The 14,191-nt window shown below is 67.9% G+C and carries 11 protein-coding genes; 5 read left to right on the plus strand and 6 right to left on the minus strand.

What is annotated here, in order from left to right:
* Positions 1–27: 27 nt before the first annotated feature.
* Genes QEP15_RS14725 through QEP15_RS14740 form a run of 4 tightly spaced genes read left to right on the plus strand, consistent with a single transcriptional unit; the run spans position 28 to position 4,694 of the window.
* Positions 28–840 carry a formate/nitrite transporter family protein gene (locus tag QEP15_RS14725; RefSeq protein ID WP_056319032.1) on the plus strand — a complete coding sequence of 271 codons (813 nt, stop codon included), beginning with the start codon at positions 28–30 and terminating at the stop codon, positions 838–840.
* 12 nt (positions 841–852) lie between these two features.
* Complete coding sequence (locus tag QEP15_RS14730; protein ID WP_280147639.1) at positions 853–2,598, plus strand: bifunctional protein-serine/threonine kinase/phosphatase; 1,746 nt, start codon at positions 853–855, stop codon at positions 2,596–2,598.
* A 12-nt stretch (positions 2,599–2,610) separates the two neighbouring features.
* Positions 2,611–3,387, plus strand: coding sequence for a uroporphyrinogen-III C-methyltransferase (gene cobA / locus QEP15_RS14735; protein WP_152384717.1), 777 nt, complete (start codon positions 2,611–2,613; stop codon positions 3,385–3,387).
* A 44-nt stretch (positions 3,388–3,431) separates the two neighbouring features.
* Complete coding sequence (locus QEP15_RS14740) at positions 3,432–4,694, plus strand: nitrate- and nitrite sensing domain-containing protein (RefSeq protein ID WP_152384718.1); 1,263 nt, start codon at positions 3,432–3,434, stop codon at positions 4,692–4,694.
* Positions 4,695–4,749: 55 nt separating this feature from the next.
* Here QEP15_RS14740 and QEP15_RS14745 read toward each other — a convergent pair whose 3' ends face one another.
* The 5 genes from QEP15_RS14745 to QEP15_RS14765 form a co-directional block, all read right to left on the minus strand.
* A complete protein-coding gene (locus QEP15_RS14745; RefSeq protein WP_280147640.1) occupies positions 4,750–6,276 on the minus strand; it encodes an MFS transporter in 1,527 nt (508 codons plus the stop codon).
* An 11-nt stretch (positions 6,277–6,287) separates the two neighbouring features.
* Positions 6,288–7,457, minus strand: a complete 1,170-nt coding sequence (locus QEP15_RS14750) for an HlyD/EmrA/EmrK family protein (RefSeq protein ID WP_280147641.1) — start codon at positions 7,455–7,457, stop codon at positions 6,288–6,290.
* A gap of 44 nt (positions 7,458–7,501) precedes the next feature.
* On the minus strand, positions 7,502–9,010 hold the full coding sequence (locus QEP15_RS14755) for an efflux transporter outer membrane subunit (RefSeq protein ID WP_280147642.1): 1,509 nt from the start codon (positions 9,008–9,010) through the stop codon (positions 7,502–7,504).
* A 79-nt stretch (positions 9,011–9,089) separates the two neighbouring features.
* Entirely contained in the window at positions 9,090–9,545 is a 456-nt protein-coding gene (locus QEP15_RS14760) for a MarR family winged helix-turn-helix transcriptional regulator (RefSeq protein WP_063955708.1), read from the minus strand.
* Between the two features lie 114 nt (positions 9,546–9,659).
* Positions 9,660–11,801 (minus strand): transcriptional regulator, encoded by a 2,142-nt coding sequence (locus tag QEP15_RS14765; protein ID WP_280147643.1) that lies wholly within the window; start codon positions 11,799–11,801, stop codon positions 9,660–9,662.
* Between the two features lie 125 nt (positions 11,802–11,926).
* Here QEP15_RS14765 and QEP15_RS14770 point away from each other — a divergent pair, with 125 nt between their 5' ends.
* Positions 11,927–12,775, plus strand: a complete 849-nt coding sequence (locus QEP15_RS14770) for a class I SAM-dependent methyltransferase (protein WP_280147644.1) — start codon at positions 11,927–11,929, stop codon at positions 12,773–12,775.
* Positions 12,776–13,036: 261 nt separating this feature from the next.
* Here QEP15_RS14770 and QEP15_RS14775 read toward each other — a convergent pair whose 3' ends face one another.
* Positions 13,037–14,098 (minus strand): LacI family DNA-binding transcriptional regulator, encoded by a 1,062-nt coding sequence (locus QEP15_RS14775; RefSeq protein WP_262761131.1) that lies wholly within the window; start codon positions 14,096–14,098, stop codon positions 13,037–13,039.
* Between the last annotated feature and the right edge of the window lie 93 nt (positions 14,099–14,191).

A 14,191-nucleotide genomic window follows, 5' to 3' on the forward strand; every position in this document is an offset into this window, starting at 1 on the left:
ACCTTCAGCAAAGCAACAGGAAACATCATGTCCTACCTAGCTCCTTCCGAGTTCGTCACCAAGATGGTGGACGCGGGCGAATCCAAGCTCTACATGGCGACGCGCGACGTCCTCATCCGCGCCTTCATGGCCGGCGCCATCCTGGCGATTGCCGCGGTCTTTGCCGTCACCGTCACGGTGCAGACCGACTCGCCCATCCTGGGCGCCGCGCTCTTTCCGGTGGGATTCTGCATCCTGTACCTGATGGGCTTCGACCTCCTGACCGGCGTGTTCGTGCTGACGCCGCTGGCGCTCTTTGACAAACGGCCGGGCGTCACGATGGGCGGCATTCTCAAGCACTGGGGCCTGGTGTTCATCGGCAACTTCCTCGGTGCGCTGACGGTGGCCGTGCTGATGGCCATCGTCTTCACGTACGGCTTTTCGGTGCCGCCCAACAAGGTGGGCCAGGTCATCTCGCACATCGGCGAGAACCGTACGCTGGGCTACAAGGAATACGGCGCGGGCGGCATGCTGACCATCTTCATCCGCGGCGTGCTGTGCAACTGGATGGTGTCGCTGGGCGTCGTGGGCGCCATGATCTCGACCACCGTCAGCGGCAAGGTCATCGCCATGTGGATGCCCGTCATGCTGTTCTTTGCAATGGGCTTTGAGCACTCCATCGTCAACATGTTCCTGTTCCCGTCGGCGATGATCATGGGCGGCAATTTCTCGATCATGGACTACATGATCTGGAACGAAATCCCCGTGGTCCTCGGCAATCTGATCGGCGGCATCTCGCTGACGGGCCTGACCCTCTACACCACCCACATGAAGACCGCGCCCAAGCGCCGCTTCAGCTGATTGCCGCCAAGCATGGACAGCTACACGCCCGGCGCGCCCGCCGCCTCGCTCAAGGTGGCGGTGGGCCAGCACACCGATCCCGGCGTCAAGTCCGTCAACCAGGACTTTCACGGGCTGTGCGTGCCGGACGAACCGCTGCTGGGCGCCAAGGGCATCGCCATCGCGCTGGCCGACGGCATCAGCAGCAGCAACGTCAGCCACATTGCCAGCGAAACGGCCGTGGCCAGCTTCCTGGAAGACTATTACTGCACGTCCGAAACCTGGTCGGTGAAAAAGTCCGCGCAAAAGGTGCTGAGCGCGGCCAATGCGTGGCTGCACGCGCAAAGCCGCCAGCGCCACGGGCAGGACCAGGACAGCGGCTATGTCTGCACGCTGACCGTGATGGTGCTCAAGGGCGCCACCGCGCACATCCTGCATATCGGCGACGCGCGCATCTATCGCCTGCGGGACGGCGCGGTGGAGCAGCTGACCGAAGACCATCGCGTCTGGGTCGCGCACGACAAAAGCTATCTGGGTCGCGCCCTGGGCCTGGCGCCCCACCTTGAGATCGACTATCACACCCAAGCCGTCGAGCCGGGCGACGTGTTCGTGCTGGCCACCGATGGCGTCTACGAACACGTGACCGACGACGACCTGCTGCACGCCGTCGCCGCGCACGCGGACAATCTGGAGGACGCCGCCCGAGGGCTGGTCGGCCAGGCGCTTGGGCGCGGCAGCGACGACAACCTGACCGTGCAGATCGTGCGTGTGGACGCCCTGCCCGCGCGGCAGGCGGGCGAGATCGCCCAGTACTCGGGCAGCCTGCCCTGCCCCCCGCTTCTGGAGGTCGGCCAGACCTTCGAAGGCTTTCGCATCACGGACGAACTGCGCGCCAGCAGCCGCAGCCACGTCTACCTGGCCGAAGACCTGGACAGCGGCGACACGGTGGTCATCAAGATCCCGTCGCTGGACATGCGCCACGACCCGGCCTACCTGGAGCGCCTGCTGACCGAAGAATGGCTGGCGCGCCGGATCGACAGCCGCCATGTGGTGCGAGCCTGGCCGCGCACGCGCCAGCGCCGATCGCTCTACACCGTCAGCGAATACCTCGAAGGCCGCACGCTGACACAGTGGATGGCGGCCAACCCGCGCCCCGAACTGGAACCGGCAATCGCCATCATCGAGCAGGTCGCGCGCGGCCTGCAGGCCTTTCACCGGCTGGAGATCGTGCATCAGGACCTGCGGCCGGACAACATCATCATCACGCCGGACGGCACGGCAAAGATCATCGACCTGGGCTCGGCGCGCACGGCCGGCATTCAGGAGCTCGGCGCCGAGGGCGACGACGCCATGCCCGTGCTGGGCACCGCCCAGTACGCCGCGCCCGAATATTTTTTGGGCGAAACCGGCACCGCGCGGTCCGACATCTATTCGCTGGCCGCGATCCTGTACCAGATGCTCTCGGGACGGCTACCCTACGGCGCCGAGGTCGCGCGCTCGCGCAGCCGCGCCGCGCAATTGCGCCTGACGTACGTGTCCGTGCTGGACCGCGAGCGCGAGATTCCCGCATGGGTCGACGGGGTGCTCAGCCGCGCCCTGCACCCCGATCCGCAACACCGCACGCCCGAGCTGTCCGAATTCACGCACGCGCTGCGCCACCCGGGCGACATGCGCGGAGCCGAGCGTCTGCCCCTGCTGGAACGCAATCCGGTCGCCTTCTGGAAGGGCCTCTGCCTGATGCTGGCCATCGTGATCGTGATACTTGCCTTCAACCGTTGAACCGAGGCCGCCATGTCCGCCCATCTCCCCACCGTATCCCTGATCGGCGCCGGCCCTGGCGATCCCGAGCTGCTGACGCTCAAGGCCGTCAAGGCCCTGGGCCGCGCGCACGTGGTCCTGGTCGATGACCTGGTCAATCCCGAAATCCTGCAGCACTGCCCGCACGCCCGCATCGTGCACGTGGGCAAGCGCGGGGGCTGCCGCTCGACGCCGCAGGAATTCATCCAGCGCCTGATGCTGCGCTACGCCCGCCAGGGCCTGCGCGTGGCGCGCCTGAAAGGCGGCGACCCCTGCATCTTCGGCCGCGGCGGCGAAGAAGCGCAGTGGCTCAGCGACCACGGCGTCGCCTGTGACATCGTGAACGGCATCACGGCCGGGCTGGCCGCGGCCACGTCCGCCGGCATTCCGCTCACGCAGCGCGGCATGGCCCAGGGCGTTACACTCATCACCGCGCATTCGCAGGACGGCGCGACGCCCGATTGGTCCGGCTTGGCGCGCAGCGGCACGACGCTGGTCGTCTACATGGGCGTGGCCAAGGTGCACGACATGCGCAGCCAGTTGCTGGCTGCCGGCATGGCCCCGGACACGCCCGTCGCGATGATCGAGCGCGCTTCGCTGCCCGGCCAGCGGGTCTGCGCCTCGACGCTGACCGCCATGGCGGCCGACGCCCAGGCCTTCCGGTTGCGCAGCCCGGCCGTGCTTGTCATTGGCGACGTTGCGGCTTGCCGGATGTTCGGTGTGCTGGACGACGCGGCCGGCGCAACGATCCCGCAACGCCGCATGGCCTGAGGTTTGCGCGGTGCCCCGCGCATTGATAACGCATAGAGATTCCGATGGCCGAACGCCACATGCCGCCGCCGCTGCGCTTTCTGCTCGCCGCCCGCCGCAGCGAGCTCCAGGGCCTGGAAGCCCTGGCCGCCACCTGCGATCTGGTGCTGCGCATCAGCGCGCTGGTGCACGCGCTGCAAAAAGAACGCGGCTATTCCAACCTGACCCTGTGCAGCCCCGCCGACCGGCTTGAGCCGGCGCTGGCGGGCCTGTCCAGCGATGCGCAGGCGGTTGAGACCGACGTGCGCGCCTTTCTGGACGGCCTGGAAGCCGACCCGGCAGGCGCCAGCGGCCGGGCGCGCCTGCTCAACTGCATCGCGTATGCCCTATTCCGGCTGGACGAACTGCCCGCCTTGCGCCGCGCGGTCCGCGACCGGCGCGTGCCGGTCGAAGACGCCGACGCCCGTTTTACACAGGTGATCGGCAGCCTGCTGGCGGTGGTCTTCGAGGCCGCCGACGCATCGCTCGATCCCGGTGTGACGCGCCTGCTGGTGGCGCTGTTGAATTTCATGCAGGGCAAGGAACTGAGCGGCCAGGAGCGCGCCTGCGGCGTCATGGGCTTTACCGCCGGCTGGTTCGACGACGCGCGCAAGGCGCGGATGCTGGGTCTGGCGGCGAACCAGGCGCGCAGCTTCGGCGTCTACACACAGTACGCGCAAGGCGCGCCGCTACAGGCGTGGGATCAGGTTCAGCAACAGGCGCAGCCGGTGCAACGCATGCGCGACATGGCGCAACACACCAGCGACGCGCAGCGCGTGGACACCGGTCTGGCCGAACTGTGGTTCGACCTGTGCACCGCACGCATCGACGCCATGCGCACGGTCGAGACGCAACTGGCGCAGGAACTGGCGCAACAGTGCGCGCGCCGCATTGCCGACACCCGCCAGGAACTGGACGACCGCCGCCTGCTGCTCAGCCGGTACACGGATCACGCCAGCGGCCGCGCGCCCAGCATGGTGTTCAGCGTGCAAAGCCGCATCCTGGACGTGCCCCCCGAAGACGGCGTGGGCAACGAAATGGAACGCTCGATCCTGGACATGATGCGCGAGCAGACCCTGCGCATGCAGCGCGCCGACGACGCGCTTAGCAGCGTGCGCGGCGCGCTGGACGAAAGAAAGCGCATCGACCGCGCCAAGCTGCTTCTGATCAGCCGCTACAGCCTGACCGAGCAGGCCGCGCACGAACGCCTGCAACGCGCGGCAATGGACGGCGGCCTGTCGCTGGCGGACGTGGCGCGGCAGATCATCGCCCAGCTCGGCGGCAACTGAATCGCAGCGGTTTGCTGCAGCCGGCCGTGCTGAATACGGCCCAGCGGAACACACGCTAGCGGAACACCCGCTGCACCAGGCTGACGGCCGCTGCCGCCAGCGCCACGCCCGCCACCACCCGGAAATGGTCCAGGCTGGCCAGCAGCGCCGCCTGCTCGTTCAGCAACTGCGCGATCCGCGCCGTGGCAAGCTGCTGGGCCTGCCCTGGCCCCACCACCGCCGCAAAGTGGGCGGATAGCTGCGCCATCACGGCTTCGAAATGCGCGTTGCCGGCCGCGATGCCCGTCTGAAGCACTGTGTAGTGCCGCGACGTGAACCACTGCTGGCCGACGGTGGCCAACATGATGCCCAGCGCCTGGCCAACCTGCGCCAGCATGTTCTTGACCTGCTGGGCATGGGCGAACACCGCGGGATCGCCCGTCAAGCCGGTAAAGGTCTGCATCGCGGTCGTGGGCATGAGCATCATGATGAAGACGCCATAGCAGGCCAGCGCCGGCAGCACATCGGTCCACAGGTTGGCAGTGGGAGTCAGGCGCGACATCAACACGCCGAACGCTGCCAGCGCCAGAAAGCCGGTCACGAAGAACTTGCGCGGCGACGGCCAGCGCGGCAGCAATTGCGACATCACGACCCAGGTCATGACCCCCGCCCCCAGTCCCATCACAAAGAACTCGCCCGCCGTCATCCAGGTCTGACCCAGCCCGCGTTGCAGCATCATCGGCACCAGATAGCCATTGGCGCCAAGCATCACATAGCAGGCCATGAACAGGCCCAGCCCGCAAAGGAAACGCACTTCCTTCATGCCGCCCAGCCGCAGCAGCGGCGCGCCGTTGCGCGTTTCGGACCACACAAAGTAGCCCAGCGCGGCCACGCCCGCCGCCGCGGACAGCGCCAACCACGCGAACTCGCTGAAGAAGTCGTAGTAGGCGCGCTGCAAGGCATGCAGCACCAGGAAGCTGCCCACGCCCAGCGCGGCGATCGGCGCGAGGCGCACGTTGCCGGACAGCACCGACCCCGCCTCGCGGCCCGGCATGACCAGCATCACCGGCGCCATCGCCAGCAACGACAGCGCCGCGATCAGCCAGAACATCAACGGCCAGCCGTCGTGCTCGACCGCCATCGCGGCCAGCCAGGGCGCCAGCGCCGTGCCCACGCACAGCCCGGTCGCCAGGGCCTTGATGCCCAGGAATCGAGCCGGACCGGGCGGAATCAGGTTGACTGTCAGCCGCGACGACGTGAGCATCGCCGCGCAGCCCGTTGCCATCAGGACGCGGCCCAGCAGAAATTGCCCCGGATCCTGCGACAGCGCGCAGACCGCCGCCCCGGCGCCCGCGGCGGCCAATGACGTCAGCAGGTAGGCGCGCAGGCCCAGCCGATGTGTCAGCCACCCCTGCAAGGCGATCATCATCACCGCCACGCAGGCGTAGATGAGCGCGATATGCGTGTATTCCTCGGGACTGGCGCCGATTTCGCCCATGATGGGCGCCGCGCCAAACGTCGCCATGCCGTTCTGCAGGAAATCGATGAACGTCAGGGCGCCGATGACCAGCAGCAGCGCGACCGGGGGTTTCGGTGGCGACATGATGCGCGGGCTCAGCGGTTGGCGTCGATGATGGCGCGCACCTGCGCGTCGGCCTGGGCCAGCTCGTCGGCATACACGGCCGTCGTGTAGACCTGCGGCTGTCCTTGCGCCGCGACCAGCCGTTTGCCTTCGCGCGTCTCGGTGTCCACCTCGACCCGCATCGACAGACCCAGTTGCAGCGGTTGCGCCGCCACCTCCGCCGGGTCCAGCGCGATCCGCACCGGCACGCGCTGCACCACCTTGATCCAGTTGCCGGTGGCATTTTGCGCGGGCAGCAGCGAGAAGGCGCTGCCGGTGCCGGCGTCCTGGCCGAGCACGCGGCCGTGATAGACCACGCCATCGCCATACAGGTCGGTCGTCAGCCGGACAGGCTGGCCAATACGCACATTGCGCAGTTGCGATTCCTTCAGGTTCGCCGTGACCCACAGCTGGTCCAGCGGCACCACCGACATCAGCGGCGCGCCAGCGGCCACGCGCTGCCCGACCTGCACGCCGCGCTTGGTCACCACTCCGCCCACCGGCGCGACGACTTTCGTGCGCGCAAGGGCCACGCTGGCGTTGCGCAACTGCACGGCCGCGGCCTGCACGTCCGGATGCGTTTCGACCGTGGTGCCGTCGATCAGCGCATGGTTGCGCTTGAGCTGTTCACTGGCGACCGCCAGCGCGGCGCGCGCGGTGCGCACGGCCTGCTGCGCGTGCACCAGTTCCTCTCCCGGAATGGCGCCGATCCTGGCCAGCGCCGACCGGCGCGCCACGTCTTCCTCGGCGCGGGCCAGGTCCACCTTGCGCAGCGCCACGGTGGCGCCGTCCTGCCCGGCCATCGCGAACTGGCCGCGCACCTGCCGCACGCTGCGCGCCAGATTGGCGCGCGCCGCGTCCAGCGCCAGTTGCGCGTCCACCCCGTTCAGCTCGATCAGCACCGCCCCCGGTTCGACCCTGTCGGTGTTGTCCGCGCGGATCGCGGTCACCACCCCGCCCACCTGCGGCGTCACCTGCACGACATTGCCTTCGACGTAGGCGTCTTCCGTCGACACCCAGCGGCCGTTTGCATGCGCGGCATACGCGCCGGCCAGCACCGCGACCGCCAGGATTGCCGCGCCGCCGGCGGCCACCTTGCGCGCGAAGGCGTTGCGCGGCCGGGATGAGGGGGATTGAGAATTTGGGGCGGCTTCGGTGTTCATGACTTGCAAGTGCTGAGAGAAGGATGATCGGGCGGGATGGCGGCTTATGACCGGGTTTGCGTCACAGCGCCGAGATCGGCGGTCGCGGGCGTCCCGGATGCGCCGGGCAGATAGCCGCCGCCCAACGCGCGGATGAGTTCCAGATGCAGCGTGCGGTTGCGCGTGTCCAGTTCGATCAGCAACTGCTTTTGCTGCAGCACCTGACCTTCGGCGGACAGCACCTGCAGGTAGCTGCCCACGCCGCTCCGGTAGCGCGCGGACGCCATGTCGTAGGCCTGCTGCGTGAGGCGCAACGCCTCGCGCTGCTGGGCCGAGCGTTCAGCCTGCCACCGCAGGGACACCAGTTGGTCCACCACGTCATGCAGCGCCGTGACCAGCGTGCCGTTGTATTGTTCGACCGCCGCGTCGTATTCCGCCTGGCGCGCGCCCAGGTTGCCGCGCAGCCGGCCACCGTCAAAGACCGGCAACGACACCGCCGGGCCAATGCCCAACACGCGGCTGCCGGCGTTCAGCAGGTCCGATAGCCCCAGGCTCTGCAAGCCGGCAAACGCGGTCAGGCTGACGTTGGGATAGAACTGCGCGCGAGCGGCCTTGATCTCGGCCCCGGCTGCTTCGGCGCGCCAGCGCTGCGCCACCACGTCGGGCCGGCGGCCGATCAATTCCGCCGGCACCGTCGTCGGGATCGCCTCGGCAAAACGCCCGCGAAGCGCCGGCCGCCCCAGCTGAATGCCCGCATCGGGGCCCCGGCCCACCAGGGCGGCGACCTGATTGCGCGTCAGCGCGATCTGTTCGTTCAACGCGGCAATGCGCTCGCGCGTGGCGGGCAGCGCGGCTTCGGCCTGTGTCATGTCCAGACGTGAATCCAGCTGCGCGTCGACGCGGCGCTGCGTCAACGTTAGCGTGGTCTCGCGTTGGCGCAGCGTCTCTTCGGCCAGATCGCGCAGCTGGTAGGCAGCGTCAAGTTTCAGATACGCGCGGACCAGCGAGGTCGTGAGCATCAGCTCGGCGGCATGCAGGTCCACCTCGGCGGCCTGCGCGCGTTGCAGCGCCGCGTCCAGCGCCGCCCGGTTCTTGCCCCAGAAATCGATCTCGTAGCCCACGCCCGCCTGCAGGTCCGCTGTCCAATCCCACGCGCCGGCCAGCGGCTGCGGCGTGGTGCTGTGCTCGCTGAACCGCTGGCGCGTCGCGCGGCCGCTCAAGTTTCCTTGCGGCGACAGCGGCGCCCCCGCGACGCTGGCCAGCGCGTCGGCCTGCCGCACCCGCGCCGCCGCCGCCCGCAGGCTGGGCTGTTCGGCCAGCGCAGCCTGCACAAGCTGGTTCAACTGCGCGTCGCCGAAGGTCTCCCACCACGCCTGCGTCGGCCACGCGGCCGGCGAGACGGGCGATCCTTGCAAAGATGCGCTGACTGCCAGCCCGTTCGCGCTGCCGATCGACGATTGGGTGTGCAGACCGCCCGTGCTTGCACATCCGGCCAAAACAGACGCAGCCAGGACGAGGCCCGCACTGCGCCACAGGCGCGGGAGGCAATGGATAGACGAGATGGGCGACTGCATGGTCGAGAGAGCTTTTAATATGCCCAGGCTGTTTATGCCTAGGCAGATAAATGGATAAAAAAAATCGCCGGCGGAAGACCTACTCCGCCCGCGCGTTGATCAGGATGCGAGACAGCAGCTTGTGCAGCACCTGCGCTTCGGCTTCCGAAAAACCATCCAGCAACTGGCGAAACGCGATTTCGGTGGCCTGGCGCGCCTGCGGAAACGCCGCCTTGCCCTGCTCGGTCAGCTCGATCAGCGAGCTGCGGCGGTCGGCTTCGTTTTCGACGCGGCGGATAAAGCCCTTGGCCACGATCCGATCCAGCAGCCGGGTCATCGCGCCCGAGTCATACGACAGCACGCGGCAGAAGTCGCTGAGTGTGCGGCCCCACCCCTTGACGATGCAATTGAGCACGACGTACTGCTGAACCGTGATCTGCAGCGGGGCCAATTCGCGGTCCAGCGCATCCAGAATGCCGTTGCGCACGGAGGTCACCAGGAAACCCAGTTCGCCGGTGCACAGTTCGTCCAGCACGGAAGGCGTTGCGTTGCTCATGATGGGTCTGGTGCGTCGCGGTTGAAATCAATGAACGGGATATTAGCTGCCTAGGCAGTTACTTAGCAAGGGGAATCTTTTGAGGCGTGGTGAATTCGGAACGCGGGATCCGCGTTACCCGATACCGATCCGCCGCGCGCCCTCGCGGAAAAGAGCCTGCGTGTCGGGCTCCAGCCGGAACGAGGCCAGAAAGTCTTCTACGCGGTACGACGGCTGCGCTTTGCGGATCGCCGGCAGAAATCCCAGCGCCTCGTCCGTCCTGCCGGCCAGCGCCAGGCAGCACGCCGCAATTGCCAGGATGTGCACGTGCGCGTTGGGCCGGGCGGCCGCCTTGACCGCCCACCCCGCCGCCTCGTCGATCCGGCCCAGCCGCACCAACGCCAGCGCACGCACGGCCAGCATGCCGAAGAGCAGCGGATCGAAGGGGCTGAGGTGACGCGAATGGTCTGAGGCGCCGATGGCCGCTTCGGCGTCGCCCATCTGGCAGTCGACAAAACCCAGCGTGTAATGCGCCAGCGCGAAATTCGGACTCAGGTCGACAGCGATCCGCAACTCGCTCACCGACTGGTCCTGGCTGCCGCGCAGCCACAGCGCACGCCCCATCGCCCAATGCGCCGCCGGATCCCGGTCATCGGCGATCAGGCTTTGCCCGGCGGACTCGAATGCCTGATCGATGGCCGCCTCCTGCTCGCCCCAGCGCTGGAACGCCGTCTGCCAATGCGTGAAGGACAAGCCCGCGTAGGCGCGCGAGAACGTCGGGTCCAGCCGCACCGCCATCTCGAAGAAGTGGCGGGCCTGTTCGTTGTCGGCGCGATTGAACCGGTACATATGCCACAGGCCGCGATGATGCGCCTGCCAGGCGTCCAGCGAATTGGGCGGCGTCAGGATGGCGCGGTTGCGCTCGGCGGCCTCGATCTCGATGTCGACCGACGCCACGATCCGGTTGCCGATCTCATCCAGCGCCAGCAAGGCGTCGTCGAACGGATGGTCAAGCACATCCGCCCAGACGATACGCGCGGTGCGGGATTCGACGAGCTGCACGTCCACCGCCAGGCGCTGCCCTTGGCGCCGCAGCGAGCCGCTGACCACGTAGTCCACGTTGAGCGTGCGCCCGGCCTCCTCCGGTCCCACGCTGCGTTGGTCCAGGGCAAACACGGTGCCCTGCGCGATGACGAACAGGCTGCGCAGCTTTGCCAGCCGCGCGATGACGTCAAAGGCCAGCCCGTCCGCCAGCCCGCCCCGGACGCCCGCTTGCGCCGACCGGTCCACGAACGGCATGACGGCGATCGATGCCCGGCCGCGCCGGTACGGCAGCGCGTCGGCCGGACGCGTTGGCAAATCCGTGTCGGCCACGTCCTGCGGCGCTATCCGGGCCGCAAACACTTCCGGCAATGGGGCAGGTTTCATCGGCGCTGCGGCGCCTGCCGGGGCCGGACTCAACGCTGGAACCGATGACGGGCCGCCGCCTGCCCGCCGGGCGCGCACATCGCGCCACGCTTCGCGCAGCGGCCGCCCATCCAGCCCCTCGGCCTCGAAGGCGCGCACGGCCGCGGCCAGATGCTCCTCGCCTTCACGCCATTGCCCGCGCAGTCCCAAGGCGTCCAGCTTCAGTTCATGGGCTTGCGGATCGAACGGCAAGAGCGCAAGCCACTTGTCCAGGCAGGCAAACCGTTCCTCCGACCCCTCGGGCAGGAGAACGGCCTGATGCGCCAACACGGCCGTGTGACAGGCCCGCAGCCGCCGCCGCTGCGCGGTCAGCCAGCTGTGAAAGAACGGGCTGCGGCCAATCTCCAACCCTTCCAGGAAGTCGCCCGCGAACATGGCCGCAAGCGCGCGCAGACGCTCCGGGCTGGCCGTGCGTATACCCGCCTGCATGGCCGCCCCGATGTCGACGACGTCCACGCGGCAGTCGGACAGGTCCAGCCGCACGGCGTCCTGCATCGTCTCGACCCGGCGGCGGCCGGGCTCGTCCAGCAGGCCCCGCGCCTTGCTCAGGCACCAGCGCAGTTCGCCGCGCGGATCGTTCGGAATGTCCCACAGCAGTTCGCACAGGTGCGAGCGCATGACGGCGTTCGGGGCCAGCGCCAGGTACGCGATCAGCGCCCGCAGCTTGCGCGAAGGCGGCAGCGCAAGCGGAGCGCCGCCCCGGCTGATGCGCATCGGCCCCAGCATGTGCACGTGGATGCCCGCGCCGGACGAATCCACGCCGGACGAATCCACGCCGGATTCCACGCCCGCTACCACGCCCGCCTCCACGTCCCGTTCCTATCGTTGTTTCCGGGGCGCACGGCACGCGAACATCGTCGCGGCGCTGGTTGCATCATCCCGGCGCGCTGGCCACGGATGCCGTCGCGCACCCCACGCACTAACGGAGACTCACCATGTCCATTTCCTCCCTTGCCACCAGTGACGTGCGCGACACCGCACAGCCCGACCTGGCTGCCTTGAAGACTCGCCAGCAAGGCACCTGGTCCTCCGGGGACTACGCCGTCGTCGGCACCACGCTGCAGATCGTAGGAGAACAGCTTTGCGAAGCCCTTGATGTCCGCGCCGGCCAGAAAGTGCTGGACGTCGCCGCCGGCAACGGCAATGCGACGCTGGCCGCCGCCCGCCGCTGGTGCGACGTGACCTCGACCGACTACGTGCCCGCGCTGCTGAGCCGCGGCCGCGAACGCGCCGCAGCGGAGCGCCTGAAGGTCGAATTCCAGGAGGCCGACGCCGAGGCGCTGCCGTTCCCGGACGCGTCGTTCGATGTCGTGATGTCGACCTTCGGCGTCATGTTCACGCCCGACCAGGACAAGGCCGCCGCCGAGCTGATGCGCGTGTGCAAGCACGGCGGCAAGATCGGCCTCGCAAACTGGACGCCCGACGGCTTCATCGGCCAGATCTTCAAGACCATCGGCAAGCACCTGCCCCCGCCCGCCGGCGTCAAATCCCCCGCGTTGTGGGGCACCAAGGCGCGCATCGAAGAAATGTTCGGGCCGCAGGCCGCATCGATCACGTGCGAACCACGTCACTTCGTGTTCCGCTACCGCTCGCCCGAGCACTGGATGCAGGTCTTCAAGACCTACTACGGCCCGATGCTCAAGGCGTTCGGCGCGCTGGACCCCGCGGCGCAGACGGCGCTGACGGCCGACATCACGGCCCAGATCGACCGCTTCAACCGGTCCGGCGATTCGGCGGTGGTGGTGCCCAGCGAATACATGGAAATCGTGATTACCCGCCGGTAAGCGCATGGCAAACCCCGCCTCGCAAGAGGCGGGAGCTTCCTGGCGGCCGGCTGTGTGGTCCATGGCGCAGCGCCCTCCCGGCTGTCGTCCGGCGGGCGCCGGGCAACCGTTGTAGAGGAACCTTCCGTTGAAGTAGGCAGCGGCATGCCCCGCCGCTGCCGCACTGGGTGCGAGCCCATAGCCGAAATCATACGCCCGCGACTCGATGATCGGCGCAAATGCAGGGGCGCGTGAGACACCCGCCGACCCGCGCAGCAGCCCCTACGGCAAGTTTTCCCGGAATATCACCTGGCTGCGCGCCAATTCCACCCCGTTCATCGCGCTGCGTTTATCCCGCAAATTGCTGAAAATGCGCACGCAGCTCATCAGCGCTTCCATGGGGCTTTGCGTGATGACGGCGTCCATCGTGCCGTCGATCAGGAGCGCACGCGTGTCGGGCGTCAACCCGTGCCCGATAAAAACCACCCGGTGCTGCAGCCCCGCCTCTTTCAACGCCCGGGCCACGCCGTCCGATGCGCCGCCAATGTTGTAGATGCCGGCAAGCTGCGGATACTGCTCCAGCAGCTGGCGCGTCTGCTCGTAGTTGCGCTGCGCATCGTCGTAGCCCTCGCGCAGGTCCACCACCTGCATCGCCTGGAACTGCTCGGCATACAGCTGTAGAAATCCGCTTTCGCGCTCTTCATGGGCGCGGTAGTGCCGCGATCCCGCGATCAGCGCGACGTGCGCCGCGCGCAGGCCGATGAAGCGCGCGATCAAGTAGCCGGCCGTGCGCCCCGCCGCGCGGTTGTCCAACCCCACGTACGCCGTGCGGGCGCTGTTGGCGATGTCGGAAATCAGCGTCACCGTGGGCACGCCCTGCTGCGCCAGCGCGTTGACGGCCTCGCGCACCACCGGATGTTCCAGCGCCATGAATGCGATTCCGTCGGCGCGCTTGCCATGCTTGGCCAGCGCCTGCGCCAGCGCATCCGGATTGAAGCTCTCCACATATTCGACGTGGCACTTGGCGTTCAGCGGCGCAAAGTGCTCGTGCGCAAAGTTGACGGTGTCGCCCAGCATGCGCAAGTAACGGTTGCTGCCGCGCGGCAGCAGGAACACCAGCCGCATGGGCTCGGGCGCGGCCGCCGCATACGCGGCTTCGTCCGGCAGATAGTCCAGATCGATGGCCGCCTTGAAGACCTTTTGCGCGGTGGCCGGGCGCACGCCGGGACGGCGATTGAGCACGCGGTCGGCGGTGGCGGTGGACACGCCGGCGCGGGCGGCGACATCGGCCAGGCGGGCAAGTCCACGGGTGGAGGCGGATTTACTCACATCAAAAACCATCATGAATAGGATTTGACGATGATACCGCCTATTCACTATTGTCCATTCTGCCGCACGGCTTAGGCGGTTTTGTGGCACATCAAAAAACATCATAAG

Origin of the sequence: Achromobacter mucicolens, assembly GCF_029866465.1 — a bacterium.
Classification (GTDB): Bacteria; Pseudomonadota; Gammaproteobacteria; order Burkholderiales; family Burkholderiaceae_B; genus Achromobacter; species Achromobacter mucicolens.